Raw genomic sequence first — 17139 nt, 5'->3', positions numbered from 1 at the left:
TGAGTAATTCATTGACATAAATACGTGCTATGCAAACAAACCCTCAGACCAACAGCGACTTATCTTTTGAAGACTTCAAAACAGAGGTTTTAAACGACTATAAAATAGCCGTTACAAGTCGAGAATGTAGTTTATTGGGGCGACGTGAAGTACTCACAGGGAAGGCAAAGTTTGGAATTTTTGGTGATGGAAAAGAAGTACCGCAGCTCGCTTGGGCAAAGTCTTTTAAAAATGGTGATTGGCGCAGTGGGTATTACCGCGACCAAACTTTTATGATGGCGATTGGTGAGTTAACCATCCAACAATTTTTCGCGGGACTTTACGGGCATACAGATATTGATGCAGACCCCATGAGCGCAGGCCGCCAAATGGGAGGTCACTTCGCAACGCACTCACTCAATGAAGATGGAAGCTGGAAAAACCTCGTACAACAAAAAAATAGTAGTGCAGACATCTCTCCAACTGCTGGGCAAATGCCTAGACTATTAGGATTGGCACAGGCTTCAAAGATTTTTAGAAACGTAGATGGGCTGGATAATTTGAGTCACTTTTCAGAAAAAGGAAATGAAGTAGCTTGGGGAACCATTGGAAATGCAAGTACTAGTGAAGGTCTTTTTTGGGAAACCATAAATGCTGCTGGAGTGCTTCAAGTACCTATGGTTATTAATGTTTGGGACGATGAATATGGAATTTCGGTACATGCGAGACACCAAACAACGAAAGAAAATATTTCTGAAATTTTAAAAGGTTTTCAACGCGACGAGGCTGGAAAGGGATATGAGATTATTCGGGTTAATGGGTGGGACTATCCCGCATTGATTGAAGCCTATCAAAAAGCTTCAAAAATTGCCCGCGAAGAGCACGTGCCCGTTCTCATTCACGTACGCGAATTGACGCAGCCGCAAGGACATTCAACGAGCGGTTCGCATGAACGATACAAAAGTAAAGACCGCTTGGCTTGGGAAGCAGAATATGACTGTAACAACCAAATGCGTTTGTGGATGTTGGAAAACAACATGGCAACCGAAGAGGAATTAACAGCGATTGAAAAGGACATCAAAAAACAAGTTCGCGAAGGTAAAAAAGCAGCTTGGGAAGCCTTTTTAACACCTCAAAAACAAGAGCAAAAAGAAGCTGTTACTTTATTGGGCAATCTTGCTGAAACGTCAGCAAACAAAAATTTTATCGAGAAGATTAAAAACGATTTGTCCAGCGATAACGAGCCTTTGCGCCGTACGATTGCATCTTCGGCAAGGAAAGCATTGCGGTATGTTACCAATGAGGCTTCCGCCGAAAAGAGACAGCTTCAAGATTGGATAAATAATTATATTGAAACGATACAACCCAAATTTTCTTCCCATTTGTATTCCGAACAAAAGGAAAATGCGAAGACGATTTCCGAAGTAAAACCAACATACGATAACAAAGCAGAAGATGTTGACGCACGTTTGATTTTACGTGACAACTTTGATGCTATTTTCAGTAAATATCCTGAGGCGCTTATTTTTGGAGAAGATGCCGGTGAAATTGGCGATGTAAATCAAGGACTGGAAGGCATGCAAGAAAAATATGGCGAACTTAGAGTGAGTGATGCCGGGATTAGAGAAGCAACCATTCTCGGTCAAGGAATCGGGATGGCGATGAGAGGCCTCCGCCCTATTGCCGAAATTCAATATCTCGATTATATTTTATACGCATTGCAAATTATGAGTGATGACCTTGTAACCCTTCGTTATAGAACAAACGGAAAACAAAAAGCACCGCTGATTGTGCGCACTAGAGGGCACAGATTAGAAGGAGTTTGGCACAGTGGTTCGCAAATGGGTGGACTCGTACACTTACTCCGCGGAATGTATATTTTAGTACCCAGAAACATGACCAAAGCAGCCGGATTCTACAACACATTAATGGCGAGCGATGAGCCGGCTTTAATTGTTGAATGCCTTAATGGTTACCGTTTAAAGGAAAAGATGCCAACCAATTTGGGAGAGTTTAGAACCCCCATTGGTGTTGTTGAAACAATTAAAGAAGGAAAAGATATCACTTTAGTTTCCTACGGAAGTACACTCCGCATTGTTGAAGAAGCGGCCAAGGAATTGCAACAAGTGGGTATTGATGCAGAGGTAATCGACGTGCAATCTTTATTACCATTGGATTTAAATCAAGACATGGTAAAGAGTGTTGCCAAAACAAACCGTCTTTTAGTTATTGATGAAGATGTTCCCGGAGGAGCGAGTTCTTATATCCTTTCTGAAATTTTAGACAATCAAAACGGTTATAAACATTTAGACAGTAAACCACAAACCTTAACGGCAAAAGCCCACAGACCAGCTTATGGAACCGATGGGGATTATTTTAGCAAACCAAGCGCAGAAGATATATTTGAGAAAGTATATGAAATAATGCACGAGGCGACCCCAAGTGATTTCCCTAAGTTGAGATAATTTTTTTAAATACTGAATCGTTATTTTTTTCATTCAATATCTTAATCAGAGGGACATATTAACAAACTTTTAAAGTTAAGATACTCCTAAACAGATGAGTGGTGATTCAAATTCTCGGTATATTAATTAAAAATTTTATACCATGAAAACAAAATTACTCTTTATCTACCTCATCTTTTGTTGCGCTTTTGTCAATGCTCAAATGCTCGAAGACTCTTATATTCCAACTTCAAATGTCCCAGCTATTGTTGTGGACCAACAAGAAAAATTGTATCCAGAAAACTATATTGAAAATTGGAGCAGTTCTGGAGAAGACGAATTTTCACCAGACCTCTATACAGCGCATTATCGCGAAAGAGGAAAAGATGGATTAAGTGCTACCTATAGTAAAGACGGACTTTTTCTATTTAATATGAAATACTTAAGCGAAGATTTACTTCCAGAAACCGTTATCATAAAAGTGAGAAACCTCTATAATAAATTTGAAATCCAGTATGGGTATCTCATCGAATTACAAACTCCAAAACAAACAATTTATAGAGTAAATATGCTTGACAATGCAAGATTGAGATATGCATACTTTACGATTAACGGAATGGAAATTCCAGAAAATTCTCTACCAGAAGAACTCATACTTTTGAGACTCTAAAAAGTTTTTAAATTAATTTATTTGGTAAATAGAAATAAATCAATCATCTTTGGTTTATAAAAAATTACAAGTAGATGTTACAATCAGTTATAAATTTTAATAATAATAACGCCAAGACGTAACAAAAACTTGCACCTTATATTTAACCGCCAAGTTTTTTCTAAACTTGGCGGTTTTTTTTGGGTTTTTATTGAATAATAAAAGTTAAAATAGAAACTAACAATCAAAATAAAGAAGTATGTGTGGAATTGTATGCGCTTTCGAACTTAAAAAATCTGCAGAGGAGTTGCGCCCTCAATTATTGGAAATGTCAAAATGCCTAAGGCATAGAGGACCAGATTGGAGTGGGATTTTCAATAATGAAAATGCCATTCTTGCTCATGAACGTCTTGCTATTATTGATCCTACCTCTGGAAAACAACCATTGTTTTCAGCAGATAAAAATCTTGTATTGGCTGCCAATGGCGAAATCTACAATCATCTTGAATTAAGAGAACAGTTTAAAGACAACTACGAATTTCAAACTAAAAGTGATTGCGAAGTAATCCTCGCATTGTACAAAGAAAAAGGAACTTCATTTCTAGATGAGCTCAATGGTATTTTTGGATTTGCGCTTTATGATGTTGAAAACAATTCTTATTTAATAGCCCGTGACCACATGGGAATTATCCCATTATATATGGGTTGGGACAAAGATGGTACTTTTTACGTAGCTAGCGAATTGAAAGCTCTCGAAGGAGTGTGCACAAAAATTGAATTATTCCCACCTGGACATTTTATGGATAGCCGAGATGGAAAATTAGTAAGATGGTGGACGCGAGATTGGATGGAATTTGATAATGTAAAGGATAATGAAACAAATATTTCAGAATTAAGAGACGCGCTTGACGCCGCTGTTCATAGACAACTTATGAGTGATGTGCCTTACGGTGTGCTTCTCTCTGGCGGTTTAGATTCTTCAATTACCTCTGCGCTCGCTAAAAAATATGCGGACAAACGTATTGAAAGTGGTGATACCGAAAATGCTTGGTATCCTCGTTTGCATTCTTTTGCAATAGGGCTAGAAGGGTCGCCAGATTTAAAGGCAGCAAAGAAAGTGGCGGAATATTTAGATACAGTACATCACGAAATACATTTCACCATCCAAGAAGGTATTGATGCTTTGCGTGAAGTTATTTACCATGTTGAAACGTACGATATTACTACGATTAGAGCTTCGACACCTATGTTCCTATTAGCACGTGCCATCAAAGCCATGGGAATCAAAATGGTATTGAGCGGTGAGGGTGCAGATGAAATTTTTGGCGGATATCTTTATTTCCATAAAGCACCAAACGCAAAAGAATTTCATGAAGAAAACGTCCGCAAATTAGACAAACTGCACATGTATGACTGTCTGCGTGCAAATAAATCTTTGGCTTCTTGGGGAATTGAAGGTCGTGTCCCATTTCTAGATAAAGAATTTATGGACGTTGCCATGCGACTTAACCCAAAAGATAAAATGATTATCGCTGGACAATCTAGCCCAAGAGATAAACAGGCTATGGAAAAATGGGTGTTGCGGGAAGCCTTCGGAAACATGCTCCCACCAGAAGTTGCTTGGAGGCAAAAAGAACAATTTAGTGATGGTGTAGGTTATAGTTGGATTGATACTTTAAAAGAAATGGTAAACAATCAAGTGAGTGACGAGCAATTAAAAAACGCGGCATACCGCTACCCTATTCAAACCCCTAAAAGTAAAGAGGAATTTTATTATCGTACTATTTTTGAAGAGCATTTTCCAAGTGATGCTGCAGCACTAACAGTGCCTTCAGTGCCAAGTGTGGCGTGCAGTAGTCAAGTTGCATTAGACTGGGACGAAAGCTTTAAAAACATGAACGATCCAAGCGGAAGAGCGGTTGCAAATGTGCATGATGAAGCTTATAAATAACAATGGTAAATTATATTCTGTTAAACCCTCACAAAAATTCGCATTTTGAAAGTTAAAGACCGTTAATAGTAAGCAGAATGCTACTAATATTTTTTAAATTGAAATATGGAAAAGATATTAGTAGCAGGTGCGACAGGCACCACCGGAAGAAAAGTAGTTGATTTATTAAACCAATCTCAAAATTTTACACCAGTTGCAATGGTACGTAACGAATCTCAAAAAAAGGAATTCGAAAAAAATAATATTAGTGCTGTGATGGGAGATTTGACAAAAGATGTTTCTCATACAACCAAAGGAATTGACCGCGTTATTTTTGCCGCAGGTTCAGGAGGAAAAAATGTTCATGATGTAGACCAAGAAGGAGCAAAAAGACTGATTGATGCTTCGAAAAAAGAGCACATCAAAAAATTTGTAATGTTAAGTTCAATGGGGGCAGATAATCCTCAAGGAGAGTTAAAAGAATATTTACAAGCAAAGCAAAATGCAGATCAATATCTTGATATTAGCGGATTGACCTTTACTATAGTAAGACCGGGAACGTTAAATAACGAAGAGGGCATCGGAAAAATAAAATTAAGCCATAAGCTTAATGAACAAGGCGAAATCCCTAGATGGGATGTTGCTAGAACCTTAGTAAAATCATTGGATACAGAGGTTGCTAAAAACCAATCTTTTGAAATTTTGAAAGGAGAAACGAAGGTTGAAGAGGCTGTTGAAAATTTCCAGGTTTTGAGTTAAGAAAATTTTATAATTAAAAGGGAGTATATCTTAAAATATGCTCCCTTTTTTATTTACTCTAGAATATCAATTATTGTTTAATCAATTTTTTAGTTATTGACCCAGAAATGGTTTTGCAAACTAAAAAATAAGTTCCAGTGGCTAGCTCATCAATCGCAAGTTTCATAGTTTTACTTTCTTCGGAAACTTCTGCCTCATAAATAATGGTACTTTTTGAATCAAAAATTTGAATGTAAGTAAGATTTCCGAAGTCAACCGAAACAAAATCTTCTGCAGGATTAGGATACATTATGATTTCAGGAATTTCTTCTTTTACAATCTCTTGAATTCCCAGAATGGTTCCATCGGTTTGTAGTTTTGCGTACCAAATATTTAATGTCCCATTTCTAGGGTCTCCCCACACGGTATGGACTATTTCACCCTCTAATTGAATACTCATAAAATCATTTCCGGCAGCAGCAAGAACATCATCATATACAACAAGCTGGTCTGTAATCTGAAAATTTTGTTCAAAATTAGCTGAACCTTGGGGTTTATAAGCAGCCCAAATTTCGCTCTGGGTTTCATAGCCCGAGTCATCTGCATTGCGTCTATCTCTCCAACTAATGATTAAATCACCACTAGAAGCATAATCTGCCCAAACCAAGTCTTGCATTCGATCATTTGAAATGGGATCGTCGTTCACTCTAATTTCTGAAGTCCAGGTAGCTCCCGCGTCAAAAGTTTGTCGAGCCATTACATCAAAATCACCGTTTGTACTTGATAAGTACACAAACACCATGTCATTTTGATTTGCCGGGTTTGTACGTAAAATATAACCTTTCTTTGCCAAAGGTTCAGAGCTTAGTGGCAATCCCTGAAAAACTTGACTGTACGTAAAATTATTTCCGCCATTTGCTGAACTAGCTATTATATATTGTGACAAAACACTCTGGCTTTGCAAAAACGAGGGATAGATAGCATTAAATATTCCGTTAGATGAAATACTTGGTGTTGGCATAGGCTGGGCTACCTCTCCAGAAAGCCAACCTGGACCATCTATTTCTTTAAACTCAAAAGTAGCACCACCATCAACCGATACAGAAACATAAGGATGATACTCAGGCATCGCATTACTTGCATTCATTGATGTAATATATATAGTTCCTTGTGAACTCGAGGTTGAACGGTCTATGGTTATCCATGGCCTATCAATTGGTAATCTTTCTGGGTCAGCATTATTATTCAAAACTTCTATTGGAGCTTCAAATGTAAGACCACCATCTGTAGACTTGCAAAGATAAATGCCTCCATCAAGTTGGGCGGTGCCTGTACCGTCAGAATCAATAAATGATATATAAATATTTCCATCTGAATCGAAATCAATCGAACAATCAGCTGAATTATAACCACTATCCGCGTGCATTAATTGATTTGTATCGCTCCATGTTAAGCCACCATCAAAACTTGTTTTTGTTTTAATAACAACTCTATTTGAAATTCCTCCCCAGCCCATCCAAGCAATAATAATGTGGTTTTCATCCGCAGGATCGATGACAATATAAGGTTCTCCTTCAAAAACATTTCCTTCTGAAATATTACTGTTTTGAGAATAAAATGAAACATAAAAAAACAGTGTAAGAACAAATGCTAAATTAATTTTCATGGCGTTTTTTTTATTTTGACAAATAAACGATGATATGGTTTAATCTCAAAATTAGAATAATTGGATTACTTATATTTTCAATTAGAAACAAAAAACCGATAGGATGCCTATCGGTTTTAAATATCTTATAAAATTTATATCTATCTCTCTATGTTAATCGGTTGTAATTTTTTGATTTTGATTACACCCAAATAATTCAATACTCGCATAATTTGGTAAGTGACATCAATCTCATGCCAACGCACACCACCAAAGTTTGCTCTACTTGCAAATTTATGATGGTTATTGTGATACCCCTCGCCCATCATTAAAAAATCGAATTTAAATAAATTCTTTGAAGTGTCTTTAGATTTAAAATTTACGTAGCCATAAATGTGACCATACCAATTGATGATTACTCCGTGAATGGGCGCCATAAATAATGCTACTGGAAGAAATAACCATTGCCACCAAGCAGTAGCAAATGCTAAGAAAAATCCAAAATAAGCCAAAGCCCATAACAACCTTGAAACCCAAGAACTTGCAAAGGCATCAAATCGCTCCCACTGAGGAACATTTTTTGTAAATTTTTCATCAACCTCAATCTTTTTCTGATTGATATCTGCATAGATATTCTTTGTTCGCCACATCATAGCGAAAACATTCACATCATATTTAGGCGAATGTGGGTCTTTTTCAGTATCTGCATATGCATGGTGCATTCTGTGCATAACTCCATATCCATAAGCACTCAAATAATTAGAACCTTGAAAAAACCACGTAAGAATAAATGTAAGCTTTTCTATACCCTTTGACATCGTGAATGTCTGGTGGGCAGCATACCTGTGTAAGAAAAAAGTTTGGAAAAACAAACCTCCGTACCACAACACTACTATAAATATTAAAATTGTCATTGCTAATTTTTTACAAAGATATTAGCAAATACAGAGCCAAACAATGAACCTAAATCAAGTAATTCGTTTTCTAATACGGCTAAGTCCTTGTGGCGTAACTCCAATATACGAACTCACATATTTCAACGGAATGATTGAAACCAATGCTGGACGCTCTTTAAATAAATTTAAATACCGTTGTTCTGGCGTTTCGTTTAAAAGAGATTGCTCCCTTCTCGACTTATTATAAAACAAACGCTCCGCCGCTAGACGACCTATCAAATTACCAATCGTCGTGGTTTTGTATACTTCTTGAAGATCTTTATAAGTGATACTGAAAAGTATCGTATCTGCTAGTGTTTCTAATTCATAATTTGACGCATTTTGTGTTAAAAATGAATCATAAGCACTCACAAACTGATTTTTAAAACAGAAACCGAACGTAACCTCTTTTTCCTTTATTTCATTTGGGATATATAATCTAACAACTCCTTCAATCACAAACGAAATCTTATTTTCTACATCTCCCTCTTTCAAAAATATTGTTTTCTTTTTGTATTCTTTTCGAACCAAGCGAGATGAGAAATTCTCCCAATCTGAATCTGAAATATGCGAAATCCCATCAATATAATCTCTAATAAATTGTAATTCTGAAATCATGCTTTTTTTAATGGAATAAAACTCTTAGGAATATCAATTATTTATTTTATGGCAACCACTTTTTATCAAAATTAGGTGCTCTCTTTTCCAAAAAGGCATCCCTTCCTTCTTTTGCTTCATCGGTCATGTAGGCTAAACGAGTAGCTTCACCAGCAAATACTTGTTGTCCCACCATTCCGTCATCGGTTAAATTCATGGCGAATTTCAGCATTTTAATACTTGTGGGGCTTTTCCCTAAAACTTCTTGTGCCCAATCAAAAGCCGTCTGCTCTAGTTCTTCGTGAGGAACAACGGCATTAACCATTCCCATTTCGTATGCTTCTTGTGCGGAGTAATTTCTTCCGAGGAAAAAGATTTCACGCGCTCTTTTTTGACCCACCATTTTTGCGAGATACGCGCTTCCGTAGCCTCCATCAAAACTGGTTACATCTGCATCGGTTTGCTTAAAAATAGCATGTTCTTTACTCGCCAAAGTCATATCACAAACCACGTGTAACGAATGTCCACCACCCACAGCCCAACCCGGCACAACGCAAATCACCGCCTTTGGCATAAACCGAATCATGCGCTGAGCATCCAGAATATTCAATCTGTGATATCCATCATCGCCCACATATCCTTGGTGCCCTCTTGCCTTTTGGTCACCACCACTGCAAAAACTGTACACACCATCTTTGCTTGAAGGGCCTTCGGCCGATAATAAAACCACTCCAATACTCGTGTCCTCCTGTGCATCGTGCAGAGCATCAAGCAATTCAGCCGTAGTTTTAGGTCTGAAAGCATTACGCACATCGGGTCTATTAAATGCAATCCTCGCTACATTATGAGATTTTTTGTAGGTGATGTCTTCGTATTCTTTCGCAGTTTTCCAGTCGGGTTTCAACATAATGGTTATTTTTACTTCAAAGATAATAATTCACGTGGTCACTCTTACGGCAGTCGTGGTGTTTTCTAACCGAAATATTACATTTTATAAATATTTCGATTGCAACAAAACAAGACAAATTCTATCAAAATTATGAAACAACTTTTATTACTTTCAGTACTGCTCATTTCCGCAGTGAGTATTTCGCAAGAAGCTTACAAATTTGAAACCGTTATCGACCTTGAAACCACACCGGTTATCAGTCAAGGACGCACAGGAACGTGTTGGAGTTTTTCGAGTACATCTTTCTTAGAGTCTGAAATCATTAGACTTACGGGAAAGGAAGTGGACCTTTCTGAAATGTACACCGTACGAAATACCTATCCAAAAAAGCTAGAAAATTTTGTAATGCGACAAGGAAAATCTCAGTTTAGCGAGGGTGGTCTTGCACATGATGTGATGAATAGCGTTACAAATTATGGACTCGTTCCCGTGGAGGCGTATAGAGGATTATCTGCTTCGGAAACATCACACAACCACGCAGAACTCGTTGCTGTTTTACAAGCAATGGCAGAAACGTATGTTGACAACCCTGGTAGAAAACTTAGCAAAAAGTGGAGACCTGCGACCGAAGCAGTTTTGGATATTTACTTAGGTGAAAATGTGTCAAATTTCAGCTTTGAAGGAAAACAATACACGCCGCAAAGTTTTGCAAAAGCGATGAAAATTGAGCCTATAGATTACGTGACAATTACTTCTTTTTCGCATGCGGCATTTTACAGTCCATTTATTTTAAATATACCTGATAACTGGAGTTACGGCGGCATGTACAACGTGCCAATCGATGAAATGATTGCCACGATTGATAACGCATTGTCAAAAGGTTTTACTGTAGAATTAGACTGTGATGTAAGCGAAAAAACGTTCTCCTCAAAAGATGGTGTTGCTGTTATTCCAGCTCAAGAAACGAATAACGTCGCAGCTCTTCAAGGCATTTATCCAGAGCGAAATGTGACACAAGAATACCGTCAAGACGAATTTGAAAATTTTGCCACAACCGATGACCATTTGATGCATATTACAGGATTGTTGCGTGACCAAAATGGAACTAAATATTACAAAGTAAAAAACAGTTGGGGAACTGACGAGTCAAGAAATGCGAACGGTGGATATGTATATTTTAGTGAATCCTATATGAAATTGAAAGCCATAAGTATTACGCTACACAAAGATGCGGTGCCTAAAACTACTGCTACAAAGTTAGCGCTATAAGCCAAAGTGATGAATTTAAAAGTTGACAGCTATATTGAAAAAAGCGACAAACTTCAAGCTGAGTTAAAAGCCTTGCAAAGCATTATGCTTGAATGTGGTTTAACCGAAGATTTTAAATGGAGAAATCCTTGCTATACGTTCAATGATAAAAACATCATAATCCTTGGAAGATTAAAAGAATCCTGCATACTTAGTTTTCTAAAAGGTGTGCTTTTAACGGACAGTAAAGGTATTCTAAAACCCGCGGGACCCAACTCTCGTTCTGCTAAGATAATTTCGTTTACGAACGTTGACAAGATTCATACATTAAAAAACACGCTCAGAAATTATATTTTTGAAGCTATTGAAATAGAAAGGTTAGGACTCAAAGTAAATTTACAAAAGGAAAGAGAAATTCAATATCCAGAAGAATTACAATTGGTTTTCAAAGAAAAACCTCTTTTAAAAACTGCTTTCGAAAATTTAACACCTGGCCGCCAAAGAGGATATATATTATATTTTGAAAGTGCAAAACAATCAAAAACACGCAGCGCTAGAATTAAAAAATACGAACAACGCATTTTAAACGGAAAAGGATTTCATGACTGTGTTTGTGGTCTGTCTAAAAAAATGCCTGCATGTGATGGATCTCACAAAAAATATTGACAGTAAATAATTGGCTTAAAATTTGATACCTTTGCTTTGATGAAAAAGTTATTCCTTTTTTTATTATTTCCATTGATGGCATGGTCTCAAAATGATTTTGAAACCCGCTATTTTACTATTGATGCAGAGTCTCTACCAGATGTTCCAGAGGTTACATTCATTCCTAAAACTCAAAATACCGAGACTAAAGGCACAATGACTTTAGAGAAAACACCAACTTTTAATAGTGTTTTAGATGCTTACAAAATTAGTTCGGAAAACTATTGGCAACCCGTAGACATGACTGTTGCATTAGGTGGTTCTACCGTAAATTATAGTGATCCATCACTTCGGCTTAAAAAATTACAGGAAAAACAATTCGGTTTTACGATAACCGGAAATGGCGGCAACAGTAGTTTCGAATTTTCAGACGGACAAACTACTGTGCGTAATAGTGTGTATAGAGAACAACGTCCTTTCTATATTTTTCAGTCCGATCAACCTCGTTATTACCGCAATCCGTATTTCTTTCAAGATACCACTCCCATAAGAAATTAGAACTTTTAAAACTCAATCACTCATCGGCCAACAATGAAATCCCATCTTCTTTGATGTTAATTTGTTTGTCTTTGTATAATGTCCCGATTGCTTTTTTAAAACTCTTTTTACTCATCCCCAATTCATTTTTAATAGCATCAGGATCACTTTTATCGTGTAGTGGTAAAAAACCACCTGCAGCTTTTAGCTCTTCTAGAATAAAGTTTGCATTGGGCTCAATACTACGATATCCAGGTGCTTGCAAAACAACATCTATTTTTTTATCATCGCGAACTCTTTTGATAAAAGCTTTCATTCTATCGCCCGTACGTATGTCTTCAAAAATTTCATCGATAAAAATCAATCCTTTGTGGACTCCGTTGACGATAACATTTGCACCAAGGTCTGTCAAATGAGTTACAAGAATGTTAACTTCATCAAATTTCTCAAGAGTTACATTATCGTTATTCAAAAATTTATTGGTTTTGCTTGAACCCACAAGTCTATCCGTTTGCTCATCAAGATAGAGATAGACGATGTACCAATTGCCCACTTTCATTGGGCGTGCTTGCTCTTTAAAGGGTACGAAGAGTTGTTTTTGAACGCCCCAATCCATAAAAGCACCGTATTGGTTTACGTCGCTACAATGTAAATATCCAAAATTATTCAAAGTCACATACGGAGTCAACGTAGTAGCCACGGGGCGCTCCTCATAATCAAGATACACGAAAACCTCTAGCATATCTCCTATTTCAAAATGCTCTGGCTTATACTTATGCGGTAACAAAACCACATTTTCCTCATCATCGCCAAGGTACAATCCCGGCTCTGTTTCCCTTAAAATTTCTAATGTATTATAGACACCTAAATTAATCATAGTATTTATTGCAATGGTTTTTATTTAACACACAAAGGTACTGTTTAACTGCGGAAATATTAATTATTGGGAAGATGTTTGTGTTGTTTGAAACTATAAAATTTAAAAGACTCAAAAATTTATCTCAAAGTTTTGTAACCAGCAATAATGTTTTTGATTTCACTCCTTCTTATTTTTCCGTTTTCGGTAAGTGGGAATTTTGAGAGTGTGTACATTTTTTTGGGTCGCTCGTAAGGTGATAATTTCTGAAAAGCTTCAGAATAATTGGGGGTCTTATCTATTCCGTCTGTTTGAACTACTAAGATTACTCTTTCCCCTAATTCAGAATCCTTTTCCGAAGAAATTATAAAAGGAAGTTTTATTTCCGAAGTCAATTTTCTCTCCAATTGTTCTGGAAATACTTTGATGCCGCCTGTATTTATGATATTATCAACGCGACCCAACCAAATAAAGGAAGTGGGAGACAATAACTTAACCAAATCATTAGTGATGATTATCTCCTCAGAAATTGTGGGTGCATTTATAACTAGGCACCCTCTATCGTCAATTGAAAATTTAACATTGGGAAGCGCAGCGTATTCTTGGGTTCTGCCCGCTCCATTAATTCTTCGTACGGCAACGTGCGTGATGGTTTCGGTCATTCCATATGTTGCAAATGCCTGTGTTTCTTTTGCTTGTAACAACTCCTCGAGCTCCGCTGAAACTTCGCCTCCGCCAATGATTAGTTTTTTTACTTTATTTAGTGATTTCATGGAGTGATACACTTGGTAAGGTACCATGGCGGCAAAATCGTAATTGTTGTCGTACTGAGTAATGGCATCCTTCTCCGGAGCCACTACGTGCAAATCCCAGCCCATTGTCAATGCTCTCACGAGCATCATTTTTCCTGCAATAAATTTTGATGACAAACATAAAATTGCGGTATTGCCTTCGCCTATTTTAAAGAAAATACCTGTGGCTTTTGCACTATTTATCATGTGCAATTTTTGAAGTTTTATCTTTTTGGATTTTCCAGTGGAGCCACTCGTTTTAACCCTTATAAAACTTTCATTGTTGAACCATTTTATAATAAACTTTGCAACCTGTTTTTCATATTTTGCTCCATCTTCTTTCAACCTGCGTGCAAATGCAAGCAAATCTTCAACATCGTCAAAATGCAGACCGTTGAATTTAAAAGCTGGGTGGAGTTGTGAGGTTGGCACGCTTTTTTTGTTCTTGTTGGTTAGAGTAGATTAATTGTTTGGTTTCAATTATGCTCAATCAATGTATCATCAAATGGTGGTTTTGACGGAGACTCAATAATAGGTGGAGTTACTTTTCCGCAGAGCTTCTCACCCCAATTTTTCCATTTATATTTTTTCGACATTATCAATAAAATAATTGGGTAAACAATAAATACAGGAAGAATAATCTCTAGCACAGATGTTCCCACATCTTCTCCTGTATATTTGAAAAGCGCATCTGTTTGCAGGGCGCTCCATTCGGAAGTCACCAAAACCGCCGCCATCAAATTGTTCCCAAAATGGAATCCCAATGCTAACTCTAGCCCTTCGTCCATTAAGGTCATTATTCCCAAAAGTAATCCAGTGCCGATATAGAAAATCATAACAATCCCGCCCATTTCAGCAACCTCAGGATTTGCTCCGTGGAAGACTCCAAAAAGCACTGAAGTCAATATCAAAGGAAACCATCTATTCTTTACAAAAGCACCCACATGTTGCATCATATAACCTCTAAAAAGGTACTCTTCCAATCCTATTTGCAATGGAAACAAGAGTAAACTAATTACTAATAAAATAGTAAATTTAATAGGGTCAAATTGTAAGACTACTTGCGATGGGTCTGCAAAATAAGACAATGCAAAGGATGCGATAGTAATAATCACAATTAAGAAAAATGCGAAGAAGAATCGTTTGAAATCTACTTTTGAACGGGATGTTGTTAATGATAGTAAACTACGCTCATGAAGATATCTCACTAATAAAAATAACAACCCCAATAAAAACACAAACGGCAATAAATTAACTGCTAACCAAAAATTTTTACTAGGAACTAACTCCATCAATTTACGCTGTTCCTCTGCGATGTCGATACCATCACCGAAAAATAAAAAGAAAATAAGATTTCCGATAAACAATCCTGCAGTGAGAATAAAGGTGAGCCAAAACATCCAAGGGCTATTTTTTCCTTTATAAACTTGTTGAATATAATCCATAAATTAAACGTTGAAATCCCAAGCTAGCGCTGGGTTATACTTTATTTTACCGTTGTTTACTTCCAAGGGCGAAGGTACATTATTTGTATATAAACTCCCCGTGCCCAATCCTTGTGGCAATGTACTATTTTTTGTGAATGTATATTGCGAAATTGCGTTTAAACCTACATTACTTTCCAGTGCAGAGGTTATCCACCAGCCAATCCCCAAATGCTCAGCCTTTGAAATCCACGAATCGGTTCCCTTAAAACCACCAATAAAAGAAGGTTTTAAAATGATGTATTGCGGATTGATAGTTTGCAGTAATTGTAATTTTTTTTCTTCGGAAAAGATACCAATCAACTCCTCGTCCAAGGCGATTGGCAAGGGTGTCGTTTCGCACAATTGTGCCATTTCTTCCCATTGCCCTTGCTTAATTGGTTGTTCAATGCTATGCAACTGTAAGTCTGAAAGTTTATTTAATTTTTCTAATGCTTCTGAAATATGAAACGCACCGTTTGCATCTACCCGTAATTCAATTTCGTTAGGCCCAAAGTTTTTCCTGATGGATTTTAATAATTCTATTTCGGTATCAAAATCGATGGCTCCGATTTTCATTTTTACACAACCAAAGCCTTGCTCCAATTTTTCGGCAATTTGGGATTTCATGAATTGTTTATCCCCCATCCAAACGAGACCATTTATTTCAATGGATTCATTTCCACGGGAAAACTCTGAAGGAAAAATTTGAAAAGGATCTTCGGAATATAAAGATTTAAACGCTGTTTCAATACCTATTTGGAGGGAAGGAAATTCAATACATTCATTGTATAATTTTTCGGCTCCCAGATCAATTGAATCGCAAACCCATTGTAATTTATCCTCATAATCTGGACGGTCATCAATGCTCAGCCCTTTTAAAAGTCCGCACTCGCCTATGCCCATTTTCCCTTCCTTTTCAAGTATTAAAAAATAGGTTTCTTTTGTTTTTAAAACCCCACGCGAAGTTCCGCTGGGACGTTTAAATTGGAGAACGTGTTTTTTAAAATATGCTTTCAAAAGGGAGTTTGTTTTACACAAATGTACAATGAAAGTTACGTTTCCGCTATGCGAAATTATGCATCTCTAAAACAAATTATATGGTAATGCTTTCTGAAATTTCTAATAAATGTAACTTCTTGCCTGCTTTTTCAAACTTCTTTTTGGCTTGGTCGTGGTCTATTTTTATGTAGCCAAATGTATCATAATGAACGCCAAGCACATTGTTACATTCCACAAAATCACTTGCTAAAATCGCATCGTCTATACCCATGGTAAAATTGTCGCCAATAGGTAAAATGGCCAAATCGAGCTTGTACTGTAACGGAATCAATTTCATGTCCATCGTCAAAGCGGTGTCTCCCGCAATGTAGATTGTTTTATCGCCCGCTGTGATGATAAATCCGCCGGGTTGCCCACCGTAACTACCATCTGGAAATGAGCTTGTGTGAATAGCGTTGACGTATTTTACAGAGCCGAAATTAAAATTCCAATTTCCGCCATGATTCATTGGGTGAACTTTAAAACCTTTATCCTCATAATGGTTTGAAATTTCATAATTACTCACGATTGTTGCACCCGTATTTTTTGCGATTGCTTCGGCATCAAGAATATGGTCTTGGTGGGCGTGGGTCAACAAAATATAATCGGCTTTGAGGTCCATAATGTCAACTTTATCTTTTGAAAAATCGTTGCCCGTAATAAATGGATCTACTATAATATGTGTGTCTTTAATTTGAATGGCAAGACTATTTTGCCCATAGAATGTAATTTTCATGTGTGTTTAATTTCAG

16 protein-coding genes are annotated in these 17139 nt (G+C 37.0%); 7 read left to right on the top strand and 9 right to left on the bottom strand.

The window, feature by feature from the left end:
• Nucleotides 1–29: 29 nt before the first annotated feature.
• From ACSHW7_RS05390 to ACSHW7_RS05375, 4 genes are all read left to right on the top strand, one after another.
• Nucleotides 30–2444, top strand: coding sequence for an alpha-ketoacid dehydrogenase subunit alpha/beta (locus tag ACSHW7_RS05390; RefSeq protein WP_435678313.1), 2415 nt, complete (start codon nt 30–32; stop codon nt 2442–2444).
• A 142-nt stretch (nt 2445–2586) separates the two neighbouring features.
• Complete coding sequence (locus ACSHW7_RS05385; protein ID WP_435678312.1) at nt 2587–3093, top strand: hypothetical protein; 507 nt, start codon at nt 2587–2589, stop codon at nt 3091–3093.
• Between the two features lie 238 nt (nt 3094–3331).
• Nucleotides 3332–5023, top strand: a complete 1692-nt coding sequence (gene asnB, locus ACSHW7_RS05380) for an asparagine synthase B (RefSeq protein ID WP_435678311.1) — start codon at nt 3332–3334, stop codon at nt 5021–5023.
• 105 nt (nt 5024–5128) lie between these two features.
• Nucleotides 5129–5761 carry an SDR family oxidoreductase gene (locus ACSHW7_RS05375; RefSeq protein ID WP_435678310.1) on the top strand — a complete coding sequence of 211 codons (633 nt, stop codon included), beginning with the start codon at nt 5129–5131 and terminating at the stop codon, nt 5759–5761.
• A gap of 70 nt (nt 5762–5831) precedes the next feature.
• Here the strand turns inward: ACSHW7_RS05375 and ACSHW7_RS05370 are convergent, their stop codons facing one another.
• The 4 genes from ACSHW7_RS05370 to ACSHW7_RS05355 all read right to left on the bottom strand — a co-directional run bounded on the left by ACSHW7_RS05370 (nt 5832) and on the right by ACSHW7_RS05355 (nt 9824).
• Entirely contained in the window at nt 5832–7406 is a 1575-nt protein-coding gene (locus ACSHW7_RS05370; RefSeq protein WP_435678309.1) for a T9SS type A sorting domain-containing protein, read from the bottom strand.
• A gap of 140 nt (nt 7407–7546) precedes the next feature.
• Entirely contained in the window at nt 7547–8299 is a 753-nt protein-coding gene (locus ACSHW7_RS05365) for an acyl-CoA desaturase (protein WP_435678308.1), read from the bottom strand.
• Nucleotides 8300–8353: 54 nt separating this feature from the next.
• Nucleotides 8354–8938 (bottom strand): Crp/Fnr family transcriptional regulator, encoded by a 585-nt coding sequence (locus ACSHW7_RS05360; protein WP_435678307.1) that lies wholly within the window; start codon nt 8936–8938, stop codon nt 8354–8356.
• A gap of 46 nt (nt 8939–8984) precedes the next feature.
• Nucleotides 8985–9824, bottom strand: a complete 840-nt coding sequence (locus ACSHW7_RS05355; protein ID WP_435678306.1) for a 1,4-dihydroxy-2-naphthoyl-CoA synthase — start codon at nt 9822–9824, stop codon at nt 8985–8987.
• A gap of 132 nt (nt 9825–9956) precedes the next feature.
• On the opposite strand from ACSHW7_RS05355, the gene ACSHW7_RS05350 reads away from it, so the two are divergent.
• The 3 genes from ACSHW7_RS05350 to ACSHW7_RS05340 are packed head-to-tail and all read left to right on the top strand — an operon-like array spanning nt 9957 to nt 12257.
• Nucleotides 9957–11075 (top strand): C1 family peptidase, encoded by a 1119-nt coding sequence (locus ACSHW7_RS05350; protein WP_435678305.1) that lies wholly within the window; start codon nt 9957–9959, stop codon nt 11073–11075.
• Between the two features lie 9 nt (nt 11076–11084).
• Entirely contained in the window at nt 11085–11720 is a 636-nt protein-coding gene (locus ACSHW7_RS05345; RefSeq protein ID WP_435678304.1) for a YdeI/OmpD-associated family protein, read from the top strand.
• A 39-nt stretch (nt 11721–11759) separates the two neighbouring features.
• Complete coding sequence (locus ACSHW7_RS05340) at nt 11760–12257, top strand: hypothetical protein (protein WP_435678303.1); 498 nt, start codon at nt 11760–11762, stop codon at nt 12255–12257.
• Between the two features lie 16 nt (nt 12258–12273).
• Here the strand turns inward: ACSHW7_RS05340 and ACSHW7_RS05335 are convergent, their stop codons facing one another.
• The 5 genes from ACSHW7_RS05335 to ACSHW7_RS05315 form a co-directional block, all read right to left on the bottom strand.
• Nucleotides 12274–13113 (bottom strand): CvfB family protein, encoded by an 840-nt coding sequence (locus ACSHW7_RS05335; RefSeq protein WP_435678302.1) that lies wholly within the window; start codon nt 13111–13113, stop codon nt 12274–12276.
• 119 nt (nt 13114–13232) lie between these two features.
• A complete protein-coding gene (locus ACSHW7_RS05330) occupies nt 13233–14315 on the bottom strand; it encodes an AMP-binding protein (RefSeq protein WP_435678301.1) in 1083 nt (360 codons plus the stop codon).
• A gap of 44 nt (nt 14316–14359) precedes the next feature.
• Nucleotides 14360–15328 (bottom strand): lysostaphin resistance A-like protein, encoded by a 969-nt coding sequence (locus tag ACSHW7_RS05325; RefSeq protein WP_435678300.1) that lies wholly within the window; start codon nt 15326–15328, stop codon nt 14360–14362.
• 3 nt (nt 15329–15331) lie between these two features.
• Complete coding sequence (locus tag ACSHW7_RS05320) at nt 15332–16366, bottom strand: o-succinylbenzoate synthase (protein WP_435678299.1); 1035 nt, start codon at nt 16364–16366, stop codon at nt 15332–15334.
• 76 nt (nt 16367–16442) lie between these two features.
• Entirely contained in the window at nt 16443–17123 is a 681-nt protein-coding gene (locus ACSHW7_RS05315; RefSeq protein ID WP_435678298.1) for a metal-dependent hydrolase, read from the bottom strand.
• Nucleotides 17124–17139: the final 16 nt, after the last annotated feature.

It is taken from the genome of Patiriisocius sp. (genome assembly GCF_051252435.1).
Lineage (GTDB): Bacteria > Bacteroidota > Bacteroidia > Flavobacteriales > Flavobacteriaceae > Patiriisocius.
Note: the sequence above shows the minus strand (reverse complement) of the source record. Positions and strands in the feature narration are given on the sequence as shown.

Excerpts from the sequence above, each read along its gene's own strand:
- ACSHW7_RS05335 (WP_435678302.1), bottom strand. The coding sequence starts at position 13,113 with ATGATTAATTTAGGTGTCTATAATACATTAGAAATTTTAAGGGAAACA.
- asnB (WP_435678311.1), top strand. The coding sequence starts at position 3,332 with ATGTGTGGAATTGTATGCGCTTTCGAACTTAAAAAATCTGCAGAGGAG.
- ACSHW7_RS05345 (WP_435678304.1), top strand. The coding sequence starts at position 11,085 with ATGAATTTAAAAGTTGACAGCTATATTGAAAAAAGCGACAAACTTCAA.
- ACSHW7_RS05390 (WP_435678313.1), top strand. The coding sequence starts at position 30 with ATGCAAACAAACCCTCAGACCAACAGCGACTTATCTTTTGAAGACTTC.
- ACSHW7_RS05360 (WP_435678307.1), bottom strand. The coding sequence starts at position 8,938 with ATGATTTCAGAATTACAATTTATTAGAGATTATATTGATGGGATTTCG.
- ACSHW7_RS05355 (WP_435678306.1), bottom strand. The coding sequence starts at position 9,824 with ATGTTGAAACCCGACTGGAAAACTGCGAAAGAATACGAAGACATCACC.
- ACSHW7_RS05315 (WP_435678298.1), bottom strand. The coding sequence starts at position 17,123 with ATGAAAATTACATTCTATGGGCAAAATAGTCTTGCCATTCAAATTAAA.
- ACSHW7_RS05385 (WP_435678312.1), top strand. The coding sequence starts at position 2,587 with ATGAAAACAAAATTACTCTTTATCTACCTCATCTTTTGTTGCGCTTTT.
- ACSHW7_RS05375 (WP_435678310.1), top strand. The coding sequence starts at position 5,129 with ATGGAAAAGATATTAGTAGCAGGTGCGACAGGCACCACCGGAAGAAAA.
- ACSHW7_RS05350 (WP_435678305.1), top strand. The coding sequence starts at position 9,957 with ATGAAACAACTTTTATTACTTTCAGTACTGCTCATTTCCGCAGTGAGT.
- ACSHW7_RS05365 (WP_435678308.1), bottom strand. The coding sequence starts at position 8,299 with ATGACAATTTTAATATTTATAGTAGTGTTGTGGTACGGAGGTTTGTTT.
- ACSHW7_RS05340 (WP_435678303.1), top strand. The coding sequence starts at position 11,760 with ATGAAAAAGTTATTCCTTTTTTTATTATTTCCATTGATGGCATGGTCT.
- ACSHW7_RS05325 (WP_435678300.1), bottom strand. The coding sequence starts at position 15,328 with ATGGATTATATTCAACAAGTTTATAAAGGAAAAAATAGCCCTTGGATG.
- ACSHW7_RS05370 (WP_435678309.1), bottom strand. The coding sequence starts at position 7,406 with ATGAAAATTAATTTAGCATTTGTTCTTACACTGTTTTTTTATGTTTCA.